The organism is Streptomyces sp. NPDC012508 (assembly GCF_042902595.1).
Classification (GTDB): Bacteria; Actinomycetota; Actinomycetes; order Streptomycetales; family Streptomycetaceae; genus Streptomyces.
This window is the reverse complement of the sequence record NZ_JBIBEO010000019.1, coordinates 1-20,221: the sequence shown is the minus strand read 5'-3', so window position 1 is coordinate 20,221 and position 20,221 is coordinate 1. Positions and strand designations below refer to the sequence as shown.

Genomic DNA, 20,221 nt, shown 5'->3' with positions numbered 1-20,221 from the left:
CTCGAGACTCGGGTACTCACGGAAGCTATGCGCACTCAGGGCTTGGCGACCTGCCGCCTTTACGGCAACGTGGCCCGGTCCCCCTACTTTTCACGAGACGCGGCAGCGTTGGCACTTTGCAAAGTGGCCTGTAGTGTGTTGAACAAGCCGGTGACCGCGGGTTGCCGGAAGTGGAGCCAGGTGACCTGGGGCAGACCGGGAGCCTGGCTCGGCGCTTTTCCGGGGTCTTTCAGCAGTCGGTGGAGATCTCGAAGTCGATCACGTTGTCCAGTAGTGCGGTGTACTGCCTGTCTCCCGTGCGGTCGGCACGGACAGCGCCGGCGACGATGTCGGAGATCCACAGCAGAGGCTCGGTGCTGCCCGGTACGTGGTCCGCGTGGACCCGGGTGCCTTTGGGCAGTCGCGTCTGTCTGGCCTGGGCGACCGTTCTGATGTCGCGGTCGTTGAGTGCGGGCTCGCGAGCCTCGATGTAGAGCTGGTCGACGCCGAAACCGTGCAGTTCGACGATGAGCGAGGTCAGGGACTTGTTCCGGGCGCGTTCCTGCTTGCGCTTGGGTACCGGGGTGCCGATGACCACGACGTGAAGCCCGTTCTGGGCAGCTACGAGCTGGGCTGCGTCTCGCCGCTGCTTGTGGTCCATCTCGGTCCAGTGCGACTTGCTGGTGTCACGGCGCCCTTTGAGGCCTCGGATCGCTGTGCGAGCATCGTCGATCGTCGTGGGCTCGATGATGGACGCGGCGACGATGTAGAAGCCGCTCTCGTTGTTCTCGTGGAAGGACTCGTCCAGCCACGCCGGCTTCTGCCCGCCTGCGGCGTGGTGGCCCCCCTGGCTCTTGCTGATCTGTTCACCCCTTGGTTCGGGAAGGACGCGCAGCGCTCTTCTTCGTGGTCGTGGGCTTGCTCGTGGTCTGCGCGGCCTTGCGGGGCTTGCGAGGACGCGTAATCGCAGTCCGCTGGTACCGGTAGACCTCGGTGTAGCCGGCGGGCGCGAGCGGGGCCTTGGTGAAGGTCTTCATCCGCTCGATGTAGCCGAGGTCGAGGAGCTTCTTCAGCCCGCGCTCGTGGGTGTCGGCGGACCAGCCGTACCACCGGGGTGCCGGTTCTGCCGGGAAGGCCGACCAGGGCTTCTCGCGGGCGATGACCAGAAGGAGGGCGAGGGCCGGCAGGTCGAGGTGCTCGTCGTAGCCCTTGGTCCAGAAGGTGGCCGGGATCTGCAGGAAGAGGTCCTCGCCGGTCTTGCCGGCGGGGCGGTCGTAGGGCTGGCCGCTGCCGTCCTCCCGCAGGAGCGTGACCGTGATCCAGGTACCGCTGCGACTGCAGGTGATCAGCTTGCGGCTCTCCAGGCGGCGCAGGGTCCGCCAGGCGCCGGTACGGGCGGACTGGTCGGTCGCCGTGGTCTGGATGTCCATCATCCGCGCCCACACCGCGCTGTCGTGCCTGGTCGACCAGCCGTTCTCGCCGTTGCTGCACGCGGCCACGATCATCAGGTACGCCTTCAGACCCCGAAGGTCGCGCCCGGTCACGAACTGCTTGAGCGGGCCGTGCCTGCTCGTCGCCCCCGGGGGCGCCTGTACGAACGTCTTGCGCAGGGGCACGTTCGCCCGGATCGAGCGCTCCAGCACCACCGTGCGGGTGTCCCGCCCGGTCGCCTTGGCCTTCTGCATGTCCTGCTCGGTGTGTGATGTCGTCTTCATGGCCCTGAAGGTAGCGGGCACAGCCTGGTGGACTCAAACAGTTCACTGTCCACAAAACTGGACGTGTGAGCGGGTACATGTGAGTGCCAAGTGAAAGCTCAAGGTGACAGGTCAACGTGAAAGGACAACTGCGAGAGCTAATGTGAAGCGGTCGACCACCACAGCTCCGGAACCTGCATGCGCCGTCGAGAGGCCCCGTGCACGGCGGCGAATCCCGCCGACCAAATGATCTCCCCGACACCAAAATGCGCAAAGCCCCTCAAAGCACCCCGAGGGAAGCCCGTCAAGGGCGCGTGGCCGGGGGCTACAGCTCGAAGGCGATGTGCTCGATGTCGGTGTACTCGACGTCCAGGCCGTGGGCGCGGCGGCCGCTGTCGCGGAAGTAGACCTCTCCGAGTGCGTCGGCGGTGATCTGCTGCAACTGCTGTTCGCCGGCGCCTTGCTCCTGGGCGTCGAACAGCCGGGCCGCGTGCGCGGGTGGGAGGGCGAGGGTGAGGTGGCGCATGCGTGCGTCGTCGGTGGTGCCGGCCGCGGCGGTGAAGCCGAACCGGGCGCGGGTGGCGATGATGATGCCGTCCGTGGTCGCCGCGGCCTTCTTCGCCTTCGCCCGGACCTGGGGCTGCCAGCGCTTGGTGACCTCGCGCGCCATGCGGGCGGCCAGGTCGGCACGGGGCTTTTTGATCTGGTCCTTCACGTACCGCTCGACAGTGCGCTGGGAGACGCCGAGCAGCTCGGCAACGTCGCGGGTGCTGCCGTGGTGCTGCTTGACGAGGTAACGCACCTGGGCACCGGCGGATTTCGGGATCGGGCGGGTGAACGCGCCCGCGAGTGCTTTGTCGAGGCTGCCGCTGATGGTCATGTCCGGGTCTCCAGTGAGGTCACGATGCGCCCGACTTGAAGCCGGGGCGCTGTACGGCGATCTGAGGGCCGATCACCACCCGCCCCACCCAAGGAGACTTGGGCGGGGTGGGGAGGGCGGGAGGCGGCCGTACAGGGGCCTAGGCGGGTGCGGGTTGGGCCTCGGCCGCCGTCGCAGCGGCTACGGCCGCGTCCCGGGCGGCTTCACACTCGGCTTCCGCGGCCCGCCTGGCCTCCTCTGCCTGGAACTTGCACCGGCGGCACAGACCCTCCGTCAGAACCGGTCGTCCGCACGGCTGACCGCCGTGCCCGGGGCACACCCCCGGGTCCTCCGCCGGTTCGGTGCACGCGATGCAGCTCATGGTGTGCGCGACGACCCCGCGACCGCAGCCGACGGCGCAGGTCGGCTGCTCGCCGCCGAGGCAGACCGAACACAGGTCCATGCCGGGCAGGGCCAGGCGGGGACACATGCCCTCATCCCCGGCGCAGGGACGGTGCCGCCCGACACCCGAGACCTCCGCCTCCAGCCGCGCACGCTGCTCCGCCCACGAAGCCGGAGCCGGGGTCTCGTCCCGGTCCTTGAGTTCGTGCCCCGCCGGGGTACTGCCACCGGTCGACTGGGCGGGGATCGGCCGGACGCCCATGGCTGGGCCGATCGCGATCAGGTCCCGCAGCCGCCGAGCAACGACCGCGCCGACCGTGGCCCGCAGCGGCCGGGGCAGCGGCTTGGACACCAACGCGTGCCGGACCTCCTGCGCGGTGAACCCGATCTCCAGCATCCCCGTGACCACCAGCCCCTGGTCCCGCAACGAGTCCGCGTGCGTGATCGCCCACTCCGGAGCCTCCGCCGCAACCGCCCGCAGCACCTCCACCCCCGGCGTCAGATCCACCGGCTGTACAGCGGGCCCCGAACCGAGCGGGGCACCCCGCCCCCCGTTGCTGCCGTCGTTCCCCGGCGCGGCGCGAGCCGCCGCTGGCTCCCCACCCGCGGACACCGGCCCGTGCTCCTGGTCCTCGATCTCGCCGCCGCCCCCGTCCGTCCCTCCGTCCTGGTTCGAACCGATCGCGTCAGAGACCTGTACGTCAAACACGGACGGAAGGACGGGTTCTGTTGTTCCTGTAGGGGACTGGGTTACAGGACTGTTTTGGGGCACTACAAGTTCCCCCGTCGACGACTTGTAGTGCCCCCGTCGACGACTTGTAGTGCCCCCGTGGGTCGGATCGGAGGTCTCTTCACGGGGGGTCTCAGAGTTCCCCCGTTCCTCGGTCGCCTTCTTCGGACGGGGCTTCCCCTTATCGGCCCGGCCGGGCTTCACGGGGGCGGGTGCCAGGGGCGGGCGGCTCTCCGGCGTCAGAGGGTCACGCCCCATTCGCGCGCGTTCAGCGTTCACGCGGTCGACGTTGCTGAACCAGGTGAAAGGGATGAGCAGGTCGTAAACGACCGGACGCCGGTCGGCGCGGTAGTGCCTCACCAAGGACTGATCACCCCGGGCGATCAGCCCCCGCCGCTGCATGTTCCGCCAGCAGCGCTTGACCGTCTCCTCACTCACGTGGACGCGGGAGGAGATCGTCTCCTTCGAGAGCCAGCTGCCGCACCCGTCAGGGTCGGCCTTGTCCGCCATCGCGCCGAGGACGGCGTACTCGTTGACGTCCGCCACCGGGGCGTCACCGCTCAGGACCCAGACCATCGCCTCCAGACTCACCGAGCCACCCCCACGAGGTGCGGGTAGAGCGCGGGCACGGTCAGCGGCAGCCGCTTGTCCACGGCCGTCGGCTGCCGCGCGGTGAGGGACAACGGCTGTGGGTCACCCGTGCGCGTCCAGACGCGGGCCGGGCGGTGTGGCGTGTCGGCGGCAGATACACGTACGCTCATGTGCGAGCGCACCTCCTATGGCTAGGTGCTGGCCGGCACCCCGGGCTCCACCCCGGACCGGCCCTTCGGGCCCCGCCTTCTGGCGGGGTCCGTTGTGCTATGCGGCCCCATGCTTGCGCACGGCAGGCCGGTGGTGCGTGCAGGCTGCGGACAAGCGGTCAGTCGGCGGAGTCACCGGCTTGGTAGTAGTCGCTGGTGGCTGGGCGGACGGGCCATTTTGCGGACGCGCCCCGTGGGACGGGGTAGCCGACCGCGAACAGCTCGGCGCTCATCCGGATGTCCTGCACTTCAACCACTCGTTCCGGTTGGCGTCGTCGGGCTGGGAGCACAGTCACTCGCACTGCCCGCAGTAGCGGCACGCCGGTCTCGGGCATCAGCAAGGCCGTCGCTTCTTCCGGCGTCGGCATGCGGGCGGAGACTTCCTCCCGCCAATCCAGCGGGCGCTCCGCCCATTCCTCCACGCGGTCGTACATGCCGCCAGCGCCGGTGTTGCCCGAGAGTGCAGGCACTTCCTCGGTCACCCACGCGGGGATCCAGGAGTCGGCGAGCTGACGATGTGTCTCGATGTTGGGGTCGCCAATGATCCGGCGCCGCACGGTCATTTCCGTGCCGGTATCGACCCCGAGGATGTCTGCGACGTCGGCCGGTGCTGGTGCGTTGGTGATGCGTGTCTGCTCGCCATCCGGGTGCGGGAGCGCCCGCCAGTGCTGTACCTCCGGCCCGGAGTAGTACCCCAGCTCGTCCCGTTCGATCTGGCGATTGCGCACCGTGAGTCGGACACGGTCCGGGAGTTCCCGAACGAACACCCCGGTCCGCCGACGGCTTTCGATCAGGCCTTCACGGGTGAGTAGCCCATAGGCCTTGCGCACCGTGATGTCGCTGACGCCGTACTCCGCTGCGATGTCCCGCATGAGAGGCAGCGCGGTGCCCGGGGCGTACACGCCGGACGCGATCCGGTCTCGCAGGTCGCGGGCGATTTGCTCGTACTGAGCCGCCATCCCTCTCACCTTCCCAATCGATCACCTGACACATCTAGCGTATACGCCAAGCCTTGCGTTCGCCATATCTGACGTATACGTTATCTCACGGCAGCGAAAGCGGCCCCCGGCGGGAACCGGGAGCCGCTTCGTGTCGGGCGCTTGCGCCCGGCAGGCCTGGACGGTGCGGGAACACCGAGCCAGGGAGCCGCAGTTCCCTGCGGCTGCTGTCGGACCGGATCCAGGTAAGTGGAGGACCGACATGTCGATTGTGTCTGACCGCCCGGCGAGGGCGACGAGCGACCAGGGTAGGGAGCAGGCCGCGGCCGCGATGGAGGCGGCGCTGGAGCAGGCGCGGGAAGCCTTGGCGGCGGCGCAGGAGGCGGCGGGGCGGCTGGCTGAGGTGCTGGGCCAGCAGGCGCAGCAGTCGGGCGGTGCCCAGTGATGGTGACGTACTTCTACTTCGGCTCGACCCCGCAGACGCGGTACTCCGAGGCAACGACGGCGGAGGACGCGTACCGGCTGATCGGCGCGAACACCGTCGCCGGCTTCGAGGCGACCGTGTTCACGCACGACGCGGCGGACCGCCAGTTGACGACGCCGGACGGCGCGCCGCTGGTGGTGGTGACCCTCGCCGGGTGCCTCGGCGTGATCAGCGCCGTCGCCCTTGTCGGGCGGCACTGATGTACGGGCAAGGGCGCGTGCTCCTGGTCGACCGGGCCGTCGCCGCTGTGGCGTCGGCGGCCCGGGTCGCCCGGCTCGCCGTCCGGCTGGCGACCCGGACCCGGATGGGCCCCACGGACCTGTACGCCGCCGTCGCGACCGCCCGGTTCATGGCGGCGCACGAGCTGATCGAGAGGGCCGCCGACGCGGCCGAGGAGTCCGGCAACCCGGACATCGAGGTGACCGACCTTCGTACGCCGCTCTGGTTCGGCGGCATCACGATCCACGAGGAGACGCAGCGATGAGCAGCCCGTACAACTGGGAAGAGGACAACGGCGACTTCGAGGAGCCGGTAGCCCGTACGCCCCGGCAGGCCACGCGGGCCAGCGCCCACCGGACCGACGAGAACGCCTTCGCGTCGCAGCGGCGCCCGTCCCGCGCGGCGGACGCAGCCGGGACGGTCGGCACGGCGGCCGGCGGCTTCGTCGGCGGCCTCGGCTCCAGCTTTGTCCCGCCCATCAACGTCCACATCGGCGGTGGGAGCAACGGCAACGGCGGCGGCGGGAGGGGCGGCGCGTCCGCGTCCGGGACGTCCGGTGACCGGCACCAGGGCGACCGGCTGATCCACGCCGTCGCGAAGATCGAGATTCGCAGCGATCGCGACATCATCGCGATGGCCCGCGCCATCAACCACTTGGGCCGCGAGCTGCACCTGATCCTGGGGATGCGCGCCGAGGAGATCAACGGGGTGCTCAGCACGTACAAGGGCAAGTGGTACACCTTCGGCGCCTCCTCCCGGGTCAAGGCCCGTCTCGTCTCCGCGCACCTGAAGGTGTCCGCCGAGGCGGCGAAAGCGCTCGGTGTTGGCGCGCTGAAGATGGCGCACGCCTTCGACCGGCACTTCGTGAAGCCCGAGCAGGAGGCCAAGCAGAAGCGCTTCGGCAAGGCGGCCCCCAAGAAGACGTTCACGATCGGAGAGTCGTGATGGCGCCCCGCAGGAAGGCCGCTGCGGCGGCTGGCTCGGGCGTCGGCGCCGAGCTGGTCGCGGTCGGCAAGGGGCTGGGCGGTTTCGTGCTGGGTAAGGCGGCGCCGTACACCCCGCCGTGGATCGGCGCGGCGACGCTGCCGCCGCTGGTCGGTTGGGCCACGAACACGATGTGGGGCGACACGGCGACGTCGGCCGGCCTCGCGACGGCCGGGATCGCGATCGGCGGCGCCGCCCTGTCGGCGGTGACGTGGAAAGCGTCGGGCAGCAACACCAAGTTCCGCCGGGCGAGGCGGGCGCAGGCGACCGCGTCCGTCGCGGCCGGGATGGGCTGGCTGACCTGTGCCACGGCGGCCGGGCCGTTCGGGTCGCCGCTGCTGGACCTGTGGCTGATCGGCGGTGCGCTGTTCGCCGCGTCGTGGAACGTCCGTCAGATCATGGCCAACGGCCAGGGCGCGGACCCGGAGGAGGAGACGAACGGCGGCGGCCTGGGCAAGCTCGCGGCCGCGATCGGCTGGGAGAAGGTCACCGTCAAGGACGCGAAGGGCACGGGGAAGGGCACCGTGAGCGCGGCCGTGGAGGTGGCGCCCGGCGGGACGATCGGTGAGGTCCAGTCGACCGCCGCCAAGGTCGCCTCGGCGCTCCAGATGCCGCCGTCCGGTGTGGTCGTCACGCCGGACCCGGAGAACGCTGCGCTTGGCAGGATCTCGATGCGGGTGGCCGATCTGCTGAAGGACGGCGTGCCGTTCATGATGCCGGAGGCGTTCGGGCTGATGCCGACGCACCCGATTCCGCTCGGCCTGTACGCCGATGGCGAGGTGTGGTGGATCGACCCGTTCAGCGCCGCGGTCCTTCAGCACGTTCTCGTGATGGGCGTGACCGGCGCGGGCAAGTCCGAACTCCTGCGTACGCTCCTGGCCCATCTGGCCACCCGGGCGAAGATGACCGTCTTCCTGATCGACCTGTCCAAGGGCCGTCAGACGGTCGGTCACATGGCCGAGGGCATCGACTGGCTGGTGCAGGACGCCAAGGAGGCCAAGCGGCTGCTGAAGTCGCTGCCCGCCGCGATCAAGGCGCGCGGCGACGTCCTCGCGAGCGAGGGCCTGGACCAGTGGACCCCGGCATCGTCGCTCAACGCCATGATGGTGTGGGTCGAGGAGGCGGCCGACGTCGCGGACTTCGACGAGCTGGAGAAGATCGCGCGGGCCGCCCGGTCGGTCGGGATCTGGCTCGGGATCAGCCTCCAGCGCGCCACCTGGACCAACATCTCCACCGACGTCCGGGCGAACCTCCAGGGTTCGATCTGCATGGGCGTGGACGACGCGGGCGACGCGGGTTTCTGCCTGCCGGACCGGGTCACCGCGGCCGGCGCCGTCCCCGACTGGGGCTCCGCCCGGCCCGGTTACGGCTTCGCGACCGGCATGGGCATTCCGGAGGACCGCTGGACGATGGAGGCCCGCTCCTCCCTCACCCACCGGCAGACGCTCGCCGCCCTGGTTCAGGCCTCCGCCCCGTACCGGGATCCGCTCGACGCGGCCACGGCCGCCGCGCTCGGGCAGGCCTACGCCCAGCGCGGACACCAGGGCACCAACAGGACCACGCCGGGTATCGAGCACAAAGCGGCGCTCGCCATGGCGCTGCTCTCCGCCGCCGGGATGAGCCCGGCCGTCGTCGCTCCGGCCACCGGGCCGTCCACTCCGGCCACCCGGGCAGCCGTTCCGCCCCCGGCCCTTGGCCGCTCCGGTCACGACGTGGAGGACGACGTGCACGACGACATCGACGCCATCGAGGGGGCCGCCGCCGTGGAGATCCAGGACGCCTACGACGAGATCATGGGCGCCATCCCCGGAGACCCCGAGCCGGACGCCGACTACGCCGGTCTCACCCTCGACGACGACGTGCCCGAGCTGGACGACGAGTCCGGCATCGAGTTCCGGACGTCCGAGCGACTGTCGACCGAGGACGCCCGCCGCACCCTCTACGCCGAGCTGGACGGATGGGTGGGGGCCGGCCGTCTGGAGTTCGAGCCGTCCGACCTCATCCCCGCGACCGTCGCCGCCGGGCGCAAGCGGCCGTGGATGCAGGGCGAGCTGAAGCGCCTCACCGAGATGGGCGTGATCCAGCGGGACGGCCACGGCTCCTACACGATCCTGCACTCCCCGCTCCAGCCCGCATAGCTGTCACGGAAAGTGACGATCTGACAGTCACGGGTGGGGCTGACTCCCGACAGTCAGGCCTGCCCGGGGCCTAAGGAAGAGTCACGGATTTCGCTGGTGAGAAACCCTGACAGTGCGCCCTGACTGTCAGAAGCCCCTCCCCCTGACGCCCATCTGACGATTACTCAGCATGATGGAGATTTCCATGTACCGAGGACGTCCCGAAGACCTGCGACAGGCCGAGGCGAAGGCCGCCGAGCTTGCCGCGCAGGTCGCCGACCTCCTGACCCGCATCGAGACGCTGGGCGCCGGTCGCGTCCTTCCCTCCGCCGGGCGGATCGCCGGTCCCGGCTTCGACATCCGCCGCACGCCCACCGGCTGGACCGCCCGGTCATGACCCGCGAGGAGACCCCCATGGACGCCCCGCACCGCCCCGACGTCCCCGCCATCGCCGATGACCTCATCAAGGCCGTGGAGGAGGCCGTGGAAGGCGCTCAGCGGGCCGTACAGGACGCGCGGACGCCCGTCCCCAACGTCCCGCTCACCTTCCGCGACGAGACGCCCCTGCCGGTCGTCGGGGATGCGCTCCCGGTCGCCCAGCCCGGCCGCCCGCCGATGTCGCAGCGCGCCACGGACGCCTCCGCCCTGATGCTCGCGGGCGGCGCCGGGACCCTGATGGCCGGCACCGGCGCCGGCGCGGCCTTGTGGGCACTGGGAGGCGTCGACCCGCTCGCCCTGGCGCTCGCTGTCGGCGCCCCCGTCGCCGTCCTCGCCGCCCTGACCCGTCTGGTCCGCCGGGCCGGGCAGGCTGCTCAGGAGGCCGCCCCGGTCATACACCACCACCACTACAGCGGCCCGGTCCGTCAGGAGCACCGCACGAGCGCCACGACCACCCGCGGTGTCATCGCCCGCACGACCATGAAGACGGACGGGTGAGGCGGGTGCCATACCGAGGAGTGATGCCGGTGCGGATGCTGCGTGACGGCGCGATCCGCCCCACCGAATACACCCGCTGGGCCGACGCCCGCGCCCGGTTCGCCCGCCGCCAGCAGGACGCGGCTCTCATGGACAGCCTGATGGCGTCCATCCCCCGCGAAGGCCTGAAGGTCCCCATCGTCCTGGGTATCAGCGACCGGTACAGCGACGTGTACGTGGCCGACGGGCACCACCGTGCCGTGGCCCTGATGACCCTGCGCGCGCCGCGTTTTCCGTTCCACTGGTACTGGATCCGGTCCGTCGGGGTGCACATCGAGCGGCGGCCCTTCCCTTATGAACTGCTCGGCCTGGAGGCGCCGTGACCGCCGCGATGCCCACCCCGAAAAACACCGTGCTCGGCGCCGTCCTGGAGGCCTGCGGAGCGTGGTGTGGCTGCGAGGGCGCATGCGGCCGGACCCACAAGGGCGGTGTGTGCGCGTACGGCAAGGGCCGCCTCTCGGCGCTCCATGCGGCGCCCTACCCGCCCCGCGTCACCGACGTCGAGAACGCCGCCGCCTCGGCCGCCGAACTGCGGCCGTGGTGCTCCGCCTGCTGGTCCCGGGCCCACAGGCTCGAGTGTGAGCGGGCCGCCGAGGCTCGGCGGATCGCCCTGGCCGGCGCGCAGCTCGCACTGTTCGACCCTGCTGGCTGACCTACCCCCAGACATGCGGGCGGGGCCAGGGATTGCACCTCCCGGCCCCGCCCCTACGACCACGGAGGACTCCCGTGACGCAGTTGGAAACCTACTCGCCCCCGCCCGTTCCGTCTGCCGACGTTCCCGTTCCGCCGGACCGGGCCGGTGCTCCGGCCGCTCCGGCGACGGGGCAGACTGCCGGGATGCATGACGTCCTGACGACCGCCAAGACCGCCCCGGCCAAGGGCACCGTTCCGGCGCCCGCCGCGCCCGTTCCGTCGCCGCGAGAGAACGCTCCGGCGCGCGCCGCGACCACGCAGGCCGCGCCCCGCGCGTGGTCGGCGAAGGCGATGCGCTGGCTGATCATCGCGTCCGGCCTGTGCGCCGCCGTCGTCGCCGCCATCGGTTTCGTCGGCTCCTACGACGCGTTGCGCGGGCTCGCCGAGGAGAAGAGTTTCGGGGCCTACTCGTTCGTCTTCCCAGTCGGCATCGACGCCGGGATCATCGCCATGTATGGCTTGGACCTGGTCCTCGTCTGGCGCCGGATGCCCAAGCCCCTGCTGCGGCTGATCGCGCACATCCTGACCCTGGCGACCATCGTCTTCAACGCCAACGCGGGTACGCGGCCGGTCCGCGAAGACCCGCTTGGCGCCGCCATGCACGGCGTGCTCCCGCTGCTCTTCGTCGCCGTCGTCGAGGCGGCACGGCACCTGATCATTCGCACCAACAAGCTCTCGCTCGGCACCGAATCGGACCAGGTCCCGCTGCACCGCTGGATCCTGTCCCCGTGGCGCACCTGGAGCCTGTACCGGCGCATGAAGCTGTGGGGGATCACGTCCTACGCCCGCATGGTCGCCATGGAGCAGCAGCGCACCGTCTACCGCGCGTGGCTCCAGCACCAGCACGGGCGCGCCTGGAAGAAGAAGGCCGGCGCGTCGGCTCTCCTCCCCTTCACGATGGCTCCGTACGGGCTGAGCGTCGAGGAGGCACTCGCTCTGCCCCAGGAGCAGAAGGAGGCCGAGGACGCGCGGCGTGCGGCCGAGCTGCAGCGGATCGCGGACGCCGAGGAGCGCGAGGCGCAGCGCATCCTGGACGCCGAGGAGCGCGAGGCGGACGCGAAGGTACGGCGCATGGCCATCAGCGCGAAGGTGACGACGGCCGGGCACCAGATCGCGGCCGAGACCACCGCGGCCGAGGCGACCGCCCGCGCGGCGGAGGCGACCGCGACGGCCGACGCCGAGACCGCCGCGCACGCCGCAAAGCTCGCGGCGGAGGCGGCACGCAGGCAGGCGGAGCGCTCGGCACAGGCCGTGGAGCGCGCCGCCGAGCGGGAGGAGGAGGCGGAGAAGACCGCCGCCGAGGCCGAGGCAATCGCCCGTGCCGAGGCCGCGAACCGCCGCGCCGCCGAGGACCGCGAGGCGACCGCCGCCGCCGCCGCGGAGGCCGCCCGGAACGAAGCCGCCGCCCTGCGGAGCCGGGCCGAGGCCGAGCGACTGGAGGCGGACCGCGCCGAATCCGCGCTCCGTACGTCGGAGGCCGAGCGGCACACCGCGCTCCTGGCGCAGGCCGCCGCGCAGGCCCGCGAGGAGGCCGCGCGCCACGAGCTGGCCGCGCAGGAGGCCGAGGACGCTGCCCGGCTCTCCCCCCGCGAGCGCGCGGAGCGGAGGGTGGCCCGCATGATCCTTGCCGCCCACGCCGCTCTCCCTGCCGACCAGCGGCCCGTGCAGCCGGACATGTACATCGTGTCCCTGGAGGAGGTGGGCGAGGCCCTCGGCGTGGCCCGCACCGCCGCCGGAGAGCGCCGTCAGGCCGCCTACGACCTGATCTTGGGTGGCTACACCGGCTGACCCGACGTCACCCCATGTGCGAGGGGCGGCACCCGTGACGGGTGCCGCCCCTCGGTGCTCTGCCGGGAGTCCCGCGTGCGGGACAGATCGTTCGAATGAATCCGAACAATGCTGGTGTGTCAGACGTCCGGCAGGTTGTCGACCAGCACCGTCAGGTGGTCCCGCAGGCGTACCGCCAGACGCTTTGCCTCCGCAGGGTCCTCTAGGGCCGCCGCGGCGTAGGCGTCCGCCATGCCGGCCGTCGTCGCCGTGAACGCCTCCGCCTGGGCCACATACGCAGCGAACACCGCGACCGGTCCGGTCGGCTTCACCTTGGCCGCCGCCTCCTCGGCGGCCTGCCGCACCGCGAGTTCGCGGATACGCTCCCGCCGCTGCTCGGCGTCCAGCTCCTCGGCCGCCCTGCGGGGGACCTGCCGGACGATGGCGGTAAGAGTCTTGCCGCTGACCGTGTCCCGGCCGGTCGCCTCCGCCACCGTCCGGTACGCGTCGGCCGCGCCCTCCGTGCCGTAGTCCTCGCGGATGCGGGACAGGCTCTCCGCCGCGCGCTGACTGATCACCAGGGGCCGCGCATCCGAGTCCCGCACGCGGGACAGATCGTTCGATTCCAGTTCGAGGCGCGGCGGCTCGGCCAGCAGCGCCGCGATCCGCGCCCCGGCAATCTGCCGGTACGCGTTGGACGTCGACATGTCCGCCACATCCCGGATGAACGCCTCGGCGGTCTCGTAGTCCATCCGCCACAACCGGCCCCGCAGCGAGATGTCCAGCGCGGTCGCCGCGACGAACCACGCGTCCTTGTACTGGGTGAAGGAGCGCCGGCACAGCTCCCACGCCTCCGCCTCCTCGGCGGTCAGCGGCCCCTGCGCGTCCGGCGCGTCCACCGCGGCCGGCAGCTCGTCCCAGCGGAGCATCGGCTGCGGCCGCCCCTGCGCCACATCCTCCTCGCGCAGCGCCACCGCGCCACCCCCGGCCGCCTCCTGCTCCCGGCGCCGCCGCTCCGCGCGCAACGCCCGCAACTCTTCCGGCGTCAGCGGCTTCGTCTTGCTCACTTGCTGATCAGCCCCCGCTGCTCCATCTCCGTCACCAGCTCATCGAAGTGGGAGCCAGCCGCGTCGATCGGCTGCCCCTCGCCGGTGCTCGCGTACCGCTGCACGGCCGGAACCATCGTCGTGAAGACGTTCCACCCGGTGTCCACCAGCGTCTTGCGGATGCCCTCCGGAGCCGTCCGGGTACCGGGCTGCACCCGGACCAGGAGCACCCACTCCTTCGGCCGGGGCGCGTCCGGATCCTTCTTCTTGGCCCACGCCAGATCCAGGAACCCGTCCATGGGCAGCTCTTCCATGCGCTCGACGTCGCCGTTGGTCGCCGCGCACACGACGATGACCAGGTCCGCCACCCGCAGCACGGAGTACCCGATACCGGCGTGGTTCTCCAGGTGACCGCAGTCGACCGCACCGATGTGCCCCTCGGGCAGCTCACCCGGAGCCTCCTCGTGGAACCGGGTGTCCGCCAGACGCATCACGTCGAACTGCTGATCCGACGCCTGCCACCACCGAAAGAGCTGCTTCGACTCGTCCGCGTCGAACCCCTTGACGTCATACCCACGCGCGCGGAGGGCATGGAGCAGCCACCAGATGACCGTCGTCTTGCCAGTAGACCGGGGCGACACAGCAGCGATGAACATGAGCGCACCCTACTGCGCGCCCCCTCGCCCTCCACTGATGTCAGCAATTGCAGACACGCCCCCGGCCCCGTCCGCTCCTGGCTACCAGTGACGGTCACCAGGAACGGCGTCACATGTGGCCTCTACCCCCACATAACCAAGGGGTCAGCACCGTCGACGGGCTTGCCCTTAGCTGTGCCACTGCCCGCATTCAAGGCTTGCCCAGGGCGGCCTAAGGCTTGCCCACCCTGGAAAAGAGGCAGGTCAAGTCTCACTCACCCGTCGTTCAGAGTCTCTGCCGCGGCGCTCGCCACCGGATCGGACACGACAGAGGAGACGCGACACCCGCGGAACGGCGCGAAGCCGGACACCGTTGCGGGCGGGTTCCACGCGGCGGGCCCGCGTCACACGCCCCACATAACCAAAAGGACAGGGCGTGTTGTCAGTTCGGGCCAGCAGGGACTGACAACACGCAGGGCCTGGCGGTCGTCTGCCGTGCACGGTGACGCTGGCGGTGCCCATGCGGCGGAGGGACCGGTGCTGGTCGGAAGGAGGTTGTGGGGCTAACCGCCCGCCCGTCCAAGGTGCCGTCCGACGCCCGAGGACCGCCACGAGGCAAAACCGGGTCCGCCTGCGTCTGCTGTCCGCCCCTCAGCCCGCGACACAAGGGCTGAGGGGCCGGGACAGTGCGCCCCGCCCATCCGTGCCGACGGCACAACTCGCGACGCGACCTCAAGGAGATCCGGACCATGTCCGACTCGACCGAGACCCGCCAGCCGGCCCAGACCCCGCACCGGGAGCCAGCCCGTATCTCGACCATCGCCCACTGGGCCGTCACGGGACTGCTGTGCACTGCCGTTCTCGCCCAGGTGCTCTACGACCAACCCGCCCTGAGGGAGACAGCCGCTGCCGTCGGCGGGGTTGGCGGCATGGTGTTCGCCGCCGTCGCCCTGGTGCGCCGACGGTGACCGGCACCGCTCCTACCCGCCGGACACAGCCGGGCCGTTGCCGAGACGGCGGCGGCCGGGCACGGCGGCGTGCTCCTGGTGCTCGTCGACGTCCGCCTCGGCGGCAGGAGCTGCTCGGCGGCGAGGAGGGCCCGAGGCGCGGGGGCGCCGGCCGACTGGGGCTGTGCGGGGCCGGTGCCCAGGAGGCGGCGGATGGTGCTCATCGGCCGAGTCTCCCACCGCCCCGACGTGGGCAAGCCCCCCTGCCCCGCAGCCGGGTTCGGGCTTCCGCGGGTTGCACCGGCAGTTGTCTGGACGGTTGTCTGCACAGGGGGACCCAGAGTTGCACCAGAGGTACTACCGGAGGTGTGAACCCCCCTTTCGCGATCATGGGCGTCTGCCCTGGTCAGGCCCCGTGGGCAAGCCGGATCCTCGCGCCGACACCTCTATGTGCGCGATAGCCGCACGTAGAGGTGGGGTTCTCGGGACTGGGCGGCGCGCCGTTCGCTGACGGAGTCTCTGGATCACCTGTGACCATGTCTGTTCAGCGCGTTACCGTGGCGGCGATCTGTTCGCGACTGCACGGGGGTGCCCCTGATGGTGACCGCTCGATCCAAGCGCGCGGCGCTGTGCGCTGCGCTCCCGCTCGCCCTCGCACTCACCGGATGCGGCGGCGGGGACGGCGACGCGAAGGGGCCGGCCACCACCGTGTCCGACACGACCACCCCGGCGCCCACCCCGGCGACATCGTCGGCCGATCCGCAGGCGGCGGAGAAGAAGGCCGTCCTGGCGTCGTTCGAGGGGATGTGGGCCGAGCAGGGCAAGGCGAACGCGAAGGCCGACTCGAAGGGCACGGCGCTGCGGAAATACACGACGCTCGACGCGCTGTCGAAGATCGAGAACAACCTCGCGAGGATGCGTGAGGCCGGGATCGTCATCCGGGGCGAGCTGGGGAACAGCGGCACCGAGGTGACGATGCTCGACCTGACCCCCAAGACCCCGAAGGCCGTGGTGACCACCTGCGTGGACCTGTCCACCTACGAGCGGTACGACACCCGGGCGAAGAAGGTGATCCCACTGCCCGCGACCCAGCCAGTGCGCTACCTGATGACCGTCAGCGTGGAGAAGTGGCCCACGGGCGGCTGGATCGTCACCGACATGCAGCAGGAAGGGGCGCGCCCGTGCTGACGCAGCGATGCACGGCCGCGGCTGCGGGCGTGCTCCTGGTGCTCGGCCTCGCCGCGCCGGTCGCGCATGCCGAGGACCCCGGGGGCGGGGTGTGCAAGGGCGGCGACATGTGGGTCTCGGTGTGTGCCAAGGACGGTTCGATCTCCGGCGGCTCGTCCGGCTCCTCGGGCTCCAGCACCACCCGGGCCGGGACCGGGTCGGGTTCTTCGGGCGGCGGCTCGGCGCCGTCGTGCACGTACGAGAAGCTCGACCCGCAACCTCCGGCGGAGAATCTGGCGTGGGAGGGCAAGACGGCCAAGGACGGCGCGGTCTACCGGGTGAACTGCCCCGACTCCGGGCGTGTGGGTGTCGTGTTCATCCCGTCCGGCGGCGGCGCCCCGGCGCCCCGGATCGACCCGGAGGTCGTGGCCCGCCGGGCGGTCGACTCGATGCGCCTGGACGGCCCGGCGGTCGCCTCGCCGCGCTCGGCCGGTACGTACGTGATCGGGATGCCGGTGTGGATGTGGGTCACCCCGTCCCCGAACACCTTCGGCCCGGTGACCGCTTCTGCGACCGCCGGCGGCGTCACGGTCACCGCCACCGCGACCGTGTCGTCGGTCCGCTGGGACATGGGCGACGGCAAGGCCGTCACGTGCGCAGGCCCAGGCACCCGCTACACCCCCGACCGGGGCAAGACCATGTCCCCGGACTGCGGCCACCGCTACGAGCACACCTCGGCCGGGAAGCCCGGCGAGCGCTACAAGGGCCGCGCCACCGCGACGTGGACAGTGGAGTGGTCCGCGCCCGCGCTCGGCGACGCCGGGACCCTGACCGAGACCCGCGAGACGACGTTCACCGTCCGCGTCGTGGAAGTCCAGGTCCTCAACTGACCCCGTGGTGAGTCCGGTCGGCCGGACTCACCACGGCCCCGGCCGCTTGACCACCCGTACCAAGTCCCCGGCGCGCCCGTACCGGAAGTTGCCTGACTAGTCGCCCGGCGGGTTGCCTGTCCGGTCGCCCGGAGGGTTGCCTGGCTGGTTGCCCGGCCGGTTGCCGACCCTTCCGGGACCGTCCTGTGTCCGCGCTGGTCACGGGTGGCGGGTCACCGTTTCCCGGTGCCGACACCTCTCCTGTAGGACAAGGAGAGGTGTCTTTCCCCTTTCTCCCCCGGGCGGGCGCCGGCCCGGCTGTACAGCGCTCTCCGAGCTTCCCGCCTCACCCCTCTCACCTGCTGGCGTCTGCCGTCCCGCGCCCTGCGGTCGTAGCCTCCGCACCGGCCGGGTCGTTGAACACGCGGATGGAACGGCAGCGGTCTAGCGGACCGCGGAGCAGGGAGGACGTTGCCGCGGGCCGGGAGAAGGCGAACAAGCCGCGCAAGCAGCACGGAGAGACGCCACGGATCATCGACATGCTGAACGTCTCTGTGGAGACGAAGAAGAACGTGGTGCTCAGCTACATCATGGAGGGCGAAGGTCCGGTCTGGAGGATGACCCGAGAGCTGACGCAGCGGAAGTACGGGGAGTTCACGGTCGAGGAGCGAGACCTGCTGGACCTCCCCGCACAGGCGCGTACCGACGCGTTGAATCAGCTGGCGTTCTACGCGACGGCGCAGGTGCCCGCACAGGCGGCCATGGGGGCTCAGGAGGCCGCAGCGCGGGCGGCGGCGAACTGCCGACAAGCTCTTGCCCGGCTCGCACCGCTCGTCGAGGACCAGGGCGAGCTCGCATAGCTCCGCCAGGGCGCCTGTGCGGCGATCTCCGGGCCTTCCTGCTCATCCCAAGCTTGGGGGTGGGGCGGTGGTGATTGGCCCTCAGGTCGCCGTTCAGCGCCCCCCTCCGGCGGGTGGAATCGGTACCTTGGTATCGGCTGGCCTGTAGGCCAAGTTGGTGGCCACCAACTTGAGATGGATCAAGGAGCTTCTTCAGCGTTGCAACTCCAGGGTGAGGACGGCCTTGGCGATTGACGTCATGCGGTTGGGACTGCATCGGGACCTGCGGAAGATCCGCCAGGACTTCAGGCGGGCGACTCCACGTTCGACGGGTGCCCGTGTGGCGGCCAGGGCACGGTTGCGGGTCTTCTCGATGGGGGTCAGTTCCTTCAGGGGCCTGCGCTTGATACCCGTGGTCAGCCACGGACCGGCGCCCTGGTAGGCGAGATCGGCCACGATCGGAACGCCCTGGCGCTCGCAGATCCGGATGATCCGGTGGGTACGGGCAGCGGTCAGATCGTGGGTGCGCCCGGCAGGGCGGGCGAGAGCCACAGCAGCCGGCCGCCGGGATCGGTGACGACCTGCACGTTCACGCCGTGGCGCCGGTGTTTGTGGGAGTAGTCGGCCCGACCGTCGCCGACCCGGTCGCACTCGGCGAGGGTGCCGTCGAGCAGGACGAAGTCGGGTTCGTGGTCGCGCAGCGTCTTGAGCAGGCCCGGTGCACGGGCGGCCAGCAGGTCGACGACCGCGCTGGTGTAGGCATGCGCGGTGGACTCGCTGATCCCGAACCCGGCGGCGATCTTCGCCAGAGTGATGTGCTCGCGCAGGTACACCAGTGCCACCATCGCCCGCTGAGACGGACGGAGCTTCCAGCGCCCGTCGCCCTCACGGGTGACAACCAGCATGGTGACCCACTCCACGAGCGCATGCGGCAAGTCAAGCGCGGCAGGATGGATGACCAACAAGGCCCCCGAGCAACGTGATTGAGACGTCAGACATCTCGATCAACAGCCCGGGGGCCTCGCTCGTTGCGCTTCACGGACCGTCACCCGGTCGGTGGCCACATCGAAGAAGCTCAGTGAACCTCTTTCATCCTGTGCTGGGGGGTGAAATAGGCAGGTCAGCGGGGGTGGTAACGTGGCAGGGCCCCTCGTCGTTGGCGTGGTGATTCCACTCATCACACCGGCGACCGAAGGGGCCCTGTTGGTTCCGTATCCTGCCATGCTCGATGTCCCGCACGAGCTGGTTGAGCATGTCGCCTGGCTGCTGCACGAACACCGCCGGGCCCGCAACACCCGCTGGCGCAAACTCGGCTGCTTCCAGCAGGCGCTTCTCACTCTCGTTCATCTGCGTAAGAACGAGACGTTCTCGCAGCTCGGAGCCGGTTTCGGGATATCGCAGGCCACGGCCTGGCGGTACGTCGACGAGACCTTGGACATCCTGGCCGGCTGGGCGCCCAGCCTCCACGAAGCCCTCACCGGCCTCGGTGAAGGCGACCACGTCATCGTTGACGGCACCCTGATCCCCATCGACCGGATCCGTGCGGACGAACCGTACTACTCGATGAAGCACCGCAGGCATGGGATGAACGTGCAGGTCATCGCCCGTCCCGACGGTACCCCGTTGTGGTTCTCGCGTGCGACACCGGGCCATACCCATGATCTGACCGCGGCCCGGGCCCACGGCATCGTGCAGGCCTGCCTGACCCGGCAGATCCTCGTTCTCGCGGACCGCGCCTATCAGGGCGCCGGCGCAACCGTCCGCACTCCATACAAGAACCACCGGGAACAGCCCGAGCGCTACCAGCAGTTCAACCGCGACCACGCTCGGCTGAGAGCTCCCGGGGAACGGGCCTTCGCGCAGCTGAAGTCCTGGCGGATCCTCCGCCGGGCCCGATGCTCCACCCGCCGCATCGGCACCATCGTCCAAGCCGTCCACACCCTGCTGACGACCTGCAACTATTCAGGATGAAAAAGGCTCACTGATGGAAACCGCCCTGTTTATCCGGTGGTCTTCATCGACGCGATCCACGTGAAGATCCGCGATGGCGCCGTCGCGAACCGGCCGATCTACGTTG

The 20,221-nt window shown here is 70.6% G+C and carries 23 protein-coding genes and 1 pseudogene; 15 read left to right on the top strand and 9 right to left on the bottom strand.

Annotated features, from left to right (window positions below):
• Positions 1 to 229 precede the first annotated feature (229 nt).
• The 6 genes from ACFY8U_RS35955 to ACFY8U_RS35930 form a co-directional block, all read right to left on the bottom strand.
• Positions 230 to 640 carry a hypothetical protein gene (locus ACFY8U_RS35955; RefSeq protein WP_389576315.1) on the bottom strand — a complete coding sequence of 137 codons (411 nt, stop codon included), beginning with the start codon at positions 638 to 640 and terminating at the stop codon, positions 230 to 232.
• Between the two features lie 205 nt (positions 641 to 845).
• Positions 846 to 1,694, bottom strand: a complete 849-nt coding sequence (locus ACFY8U_RS35950) for a hypothetical protein (RefSeq protein ID WP_389576314.1) — start codon at positions 1,692 to 1,694, stop codon at positions 846 to 848.
• 304 nt (positions 1,695 to 1,998) lie between these two features.
• Positions 1,999 to 2,553, bottom strand: a complete 555-nt coding sequence (gene tpg / locus ACFY8U_RS35945; protein ID WP_389576313.1) for a telomere-protecting terminal protein Tpg — start codon at positions 2,551 to 2,553, stop codon at positions 1,999 to 2,001.
• A gap of 139 nt (positions 2,554 to 2,692) precedes the next feature.
• Entirely contained in the window at positions 2,693 to 3,643 is a 951-nt protein-coding gene (locus ACFY8U_RS35940; RefSeq protein ID WP_389576312.1) for a hypothetical protein, read from the bottom strand.
• Positions 3,644 to 4,251: 608 nt separating this feature from the next.
• Positions 4,252 to 4,425: a hypothetical protein gene (locus ACFY8U_RS35935; protein WP_389576311.1), complete on the bottom strand. Its 174-nt coding sequence runs from the start codon at positions 4,423 to 4,425 to the stop codon at positions 4,252 to 4,254.
• A 158-nt stretch (positions 4,426 to 4,583) separates the two neighbouring features.
• Entirely contained in the window at positions 4,584 to 5,423 is an 840-nt protein-coding gene (locus tag ACFY8U_RS35930) for a GntR family transcriptional regulator (RefSeq protein WP_389576310.1), read from the bottom strand.
• 241 nt (positions 5,424 to 5,664) lie between these two features.
• Between ACFY8U_RS35930 and ACFY8U_RS35925 the strand changes: the two genes are divergently transcribed.
• From ACFY8U_RS35925 to ACFY8U_RS35880, 10 genes are all read left to right on the top strand, one after another.
• Positions 5,665 to 5,847 (top strand): hypothetical protein, encoded by a 183-nt coding sequence (locus tag ACFY8U_RS35925; protein WP_389576309.1) that lies wholly within the window; start codon positions 5,665 to 5,667, stop codon positions 5,845 to 5,847.
• Positions 5,847 to 6,086: a hypothetical protein gene (locus ACFY8U_RS35920; RefSeq protein ID WP_389576308.1), complete on the top strand. Its 240-nt coding sequence runs from the start codon at positions 5,847 to 5,849 to the stop codon at positions 6,084 to 6,086. The genes ACFY8U_RS35925 and ACFY8U_RS35920 overlap by 1 nt, the downstream gene beginning before the upstream one ends.
• Positions 6,086 to 6,370, top strand: a complete 285-nt coding sequence (locus ACFY8U_RS35915) for a hypothetical protein (protein WP_389576307.1) — start codon at positions 6,086 to 6,088, stop codon at positions 6,368 to 6,370. Before ACFY8U_RS35920 ends, ACFY8U_RS35915 begins: the two co-directional genes overlap by 1 nt.
• Entirely contained in the window at positions 6,367 to 7,050 is a 684-nt protein-coding gene (locus tag ACFY8U_RS35910; RefSeq protein ID WP_389576306.1) for a hypothetical protein, read from the top strand. The genes ACFY8U_RS35915 and ACFY8U_RS35910 overlap by 4 nt, the downstream gene beginning before the upstream one ends.
• Positions 7,050 to 9,227, top strand: coding sequence for an FtsK/SpoIIIE domain-containing protein (locus ACFY8U_RS35905; protein WP_389576305.1), 2,178 nt, complete (start codon positions 7,050 to 7,052; stop codon positions 9,225 to 9,227). Before ACFY8U_RS35910 ends, ACFY8U_RS35905 begins: the two co-directional genes overlap by 1 nt.
• 184 nt (positions 9,228 to 9,411) lie before the next feature.
• The gene (locus ACFY8U_RS35900; RefSeq protein WP_389576304.1) at positions 9,412 to 9,603 is read left to right on the top strand and encodes a hypothetical protein; all 192 of its coding nucleotides are present in this window, start codon (positions 9,412 to 9,414) and stop codon (positions 9,601 to 9,603) included.
• Positions 9,604 to 9,620: 17 nt separating this feature from the next.
• A complete protein-coding gene (locus ACFY8U_RS35895; RefSeq protein WP_389576303.1) occupies positions 9,621 to 10,142 on the top strand; it encodes a hypothetical protein in 522 nt (173 codons plus the stop codon).
• A 35-nt stretch (positions 10,143 to 10,177) separates the two neighbouring features.
• On the top strand, positions 10,178 to 10,504 hold the full coding sequence (locus ACFY8U_RS35890; RefSeq protein WP_389576326.1) for a ParB N-terminal domain-containing protein: 327 nt from the start codon (positions 10,178 to 10,180) through the stop codon (positions 10,502 to 10,504).
• Positions 10,501 to 10,833, top strand: coding sequence for a hypothetical protein (locus tag ACFY8U_RS35885; RefSeq protein ID WP_389576302.1), 333 nt, complete (start codon positions 10,501 to 10,503; stop codon positions 10,831 to 10,833). The genes ACFY8U_RS35890 and ACFY8U_RS35885 overlap by 4 nt, the downstream gene beginning before the upstream one ends.
• Positions 10,834 to 11,018: 185 nt before the next feature.
• On the top strand, positions 11,019 to 12,662 hold the full coding sequence (locus tag ACFY8U_RS35880) for a DUF2637 domain-containing protein (RefSeq protein WP_389576301.1): 1,644 nt from the start codon (positions 11,019 to 11,021) through the stop codon (positions 12,660 to 12,662).
• A 119-nt stretch (positions 12,663 to 12,781) separates the two neighbouring features.
• On the opposite strand, the gene ACFY8U_RS35875 is transcribed toward ACFY8U_RS35880, so the two are convergent.
• Both ACFY8U_RS35875 and ACFY8U_RS35870 read right to left on the bottom strand, forming a co-directional pair.
• Positions 12,782 to 13,708 (bottom strand): hypothetical protein, encoded by a 927-nt coding sequence (locus tag ACFY8U_RS35875; RefSeq protein ID WP_389576300.1) that lies wholly within the window; start codon positions 13,706 to 13,708, stop codon positions 12,782 to 12,784.
• Positions 13,705 to 14,343 (bottom strand): plasmid partition protein, encoded by a 639-nt coding sequence (locus ACFY8U_RS35870; RefSeq protein ID WP_389576299.1) that lies wholly within the window; start codon positions 14,341 to 14,343, stop codon positions 13,705 to 13,707. The genes ACFY8U_RS35875 and ACFY8U_RS35870 overlap by 4 nt, the downstream gene beginning before the upstream one ends.
• Before the next feature lie 728 nt (positions 14,344 to 15,071).
• Between ACFY8U_RS35870 and ACFY8U_RS35865 the strand changes: the two genes are divergently transcribed.
• The 4 genes from ACFY8U_RS35865 (at position 15,072) to ACFY8U_RS35850 (ending at position 18,165) form a co-directional block, all read left to right on the top strand.
• Positions 15,072 to 15,290 (top strand): hypothetical protein, encoded by a 219-nt coding sequence (locus tag ACFY8U_RS35865; RefSeq protein WP_389576298.1) that lies wholly within the window; start codon positions 15,072 to 15,074, stop codon positions 15,288 to 15,290.
• A 576-nt stretch (positions 15,291 to 15,866) separates the two neighbouring features.
• On the top strand, positions 15,867 to 16,457 hold the full coding sequence (locus ACFY8U_RS35860; protein WP_389576297.1) for a hypothetical protein: 591 nt from the start codon (positions 15,867 to 15,869) through the stop codon (positions 16,455 to 16,457).
• The gene (locus tag ACFY8U_RS35855) at positions 16,451 to 17,326 is read left to right on the top strand and encodes an ATP/GTP-binding protein (RefSeq protein WP_389576296.1); all 876 of its coding nucleotides are present in this window, start codon (positions 16,451 to 16,453) and stop codon (positions 17,324 to 17,326) included. The genes ACFY8U_RS35860 and ACFY8U_RS35855 overlap by 7 nt, the downstream gene beginning before the upstream one ends.
• Positions 17,327 to 17,844: 518 nt before the next feature.
• Positions 17,845 to 18,165: a hypothetical protein gene (locus ACFY8U_RS35850; RefSeq protein ID WP_389576295.1), complete on the top strand. Its 321-nt coding sequence runs from the start codon at positions 17,845 to 17,847 to the stop codon at positions 18,163 to 18,165.
• Positions 18,166 to 18,357: 192 nt separating this feature from the next.
• On the opposite strand, the pseudogene ACFY8U_RS35845 reads toward ACFY8U_RS35850, so the two are convergent.
• Positions 18,358 to 19,106: pseudogene (locus ACFY8U_RS35845) on the bottom strand (transposase family protein).
• Between the two features lie 199 nt (positions 19,107 to 19,305).
• On the opposite strand from ACFY8U_RS35845, the gene ACFY8U_RS35840 reads away from it, so the two are divergent.
• The gene (locus ACFY8U_RS35840; protein ID WP_389576324.1) at positions 19,306 to 20,115 is read left to right on the top strand and encodes an IS5 family transposase; all 810 of its coding nucleotides are present in this window, start codon (positions 19,306 to 19,308) and stop codon (positions 20,113 to 20,115) included.
• The last annotated feature ends 106 nt before the right edge of the window (positions 20,116 to 20,221 follow it).

What these genes read in the sequence shown, in the direction of transcription:
- ACFY8U_RS35955 (WP_389576315.1), bottom strand. Translation starts at nt 640, where the DNA reads ATGGACCACAAGCAGCGGCGAGACGCAGCCCAGCTCGTAGCTGCCCAG.
- ACFY8U_RS35950 (WP_389576314.1), bottom strand. Translation starts at nt 1,694, where the DNA reads ATGAAGACGACATCACACACCGAGCAGGACATGCAGAAGGCCAAGGCG.
- tpg (WP_389576313.1), bottom strand. Translation starts at nt 2,553, where the DNA reads ATGACCATCAGCGGCAGCCTCGACAAAGCACTCGCGGGCGCGTTCACC.
- ACFY8U_RS35935 (WP_389576311.1), bottom strand. Translation starts at nt 4,425, where the DNA reads ATGAGCGTACGTGTATCTGCCGCCGACACGCCACACCGCCCGGCCCGC.
- ACFY8U_RS35930 (WP_389576310.1), bottom strand. Translation starts at nt 5,423, where the DNA reads ATGGCGGCTCAGTACGAGCAAATCGCCCGCGACCTGCGAGACCGGATC.
- ACFY8U_RS35925 (WP_389576309.1), top strand. Translation starts at nt 5,665, where the DNA reads ATGTCGATTGTGTCTGACCGCCCGGCGAGGGCGACGAGCGACCAGGGT.
- ACFY8U_RS35920 (WP_389576308.1), top strand. Translation starts at nt 5,847, where the DNA reads ATGGTGACGTACTTCTACTTCGGCTCGACCCCGCAGACGCGGTACTCC.
- ACFY8U_RS35915 (WP_389576307.1), top strand. Translation starts at nt 6,086, where the DNA reads ATGTACGGGCAAGGGCGCGTGCTCCTGGTCGACCGGGCCGTCGCCGCT.
- ACFY8U_RS35910 (WP_389576306.1), top strand. Translation starts at nt 6,367, where the DNA reads ATGAGCAGCCCGTACAACTGGGAAGAGGACAACGGCGACTTCGAGGAG.
- ACFY8U_RS35905 (WP_389576305.1), top strand. Translation starts at nt 7,050, where the DNA reads ATGGCGCCCCGCAGGAAGGCCGCTGCGGCGGCTGGCTCGGGCGTCGGC.
- ACFY8U_RS35900 (WP_389576304.1), top strand. Translation starts at nt 9,412, where the DNA reads ATGTACCGAGGACGTCCCGAAGACCTGCGACAGGCCGAGGCGAAGGCC.
- ACFY8U_RS35895 (WP_389576303.1), top strand. Translation starts at nt 9,621, where the DNA reads ATGGACGCCCCGCACCGCCCCGACGTCCCCGCCATCGCCGATGACCTC.
- ACFY8U_RS35890 (WP_389576326.1), top strand. Translation starts at nt 10,178, where the DNA reads ATGCTGCGTGACGGCGCGATCCGCCCCACCGAATACACCCGCTGGGCC.
- ACFY8U_RS35880 (WP_389576301.1), top strand. Translation starts at nt 11,019, where the DNA reads ATGCATGACGTCCTGACGACCGCCAAGACCGCCCCGGCCAAGGGCACC.
- ACFY8U_RS35870 (WP_389576299.1), bottom strand. Translation starts at nt 14,343, where the DNA reads ATGTTCATCGCTGCTGTGTCGCCCCGGTCTACTGGCAAGACGACGGTC.
- ACFY8U_RS35865 (WP_389576298.1), top strand. Translation starts at nt 15,072, where the DNA reads ATGTCCGACTCGACCGAGACCCGCCAGCCGGCCCAGACCCCGCACCGG.
- ACFY8U_RS35860 (WP_389576297.1), top strand. Translation starts at nt 15,867, where the DNA reads ATGGTGACCGCTCGATCCAAGCGCGCGGCGCTGTGCGCTGCGCTCCCG.
- ACFY8U_RS35850 (WP_389576295.1), top strand. Translation starts at nt 17,845, where the DNA reads ATGCTGAACGTCTCTGTGGAGACGAAGAAGAACGTGGTGCTCAGCTAC.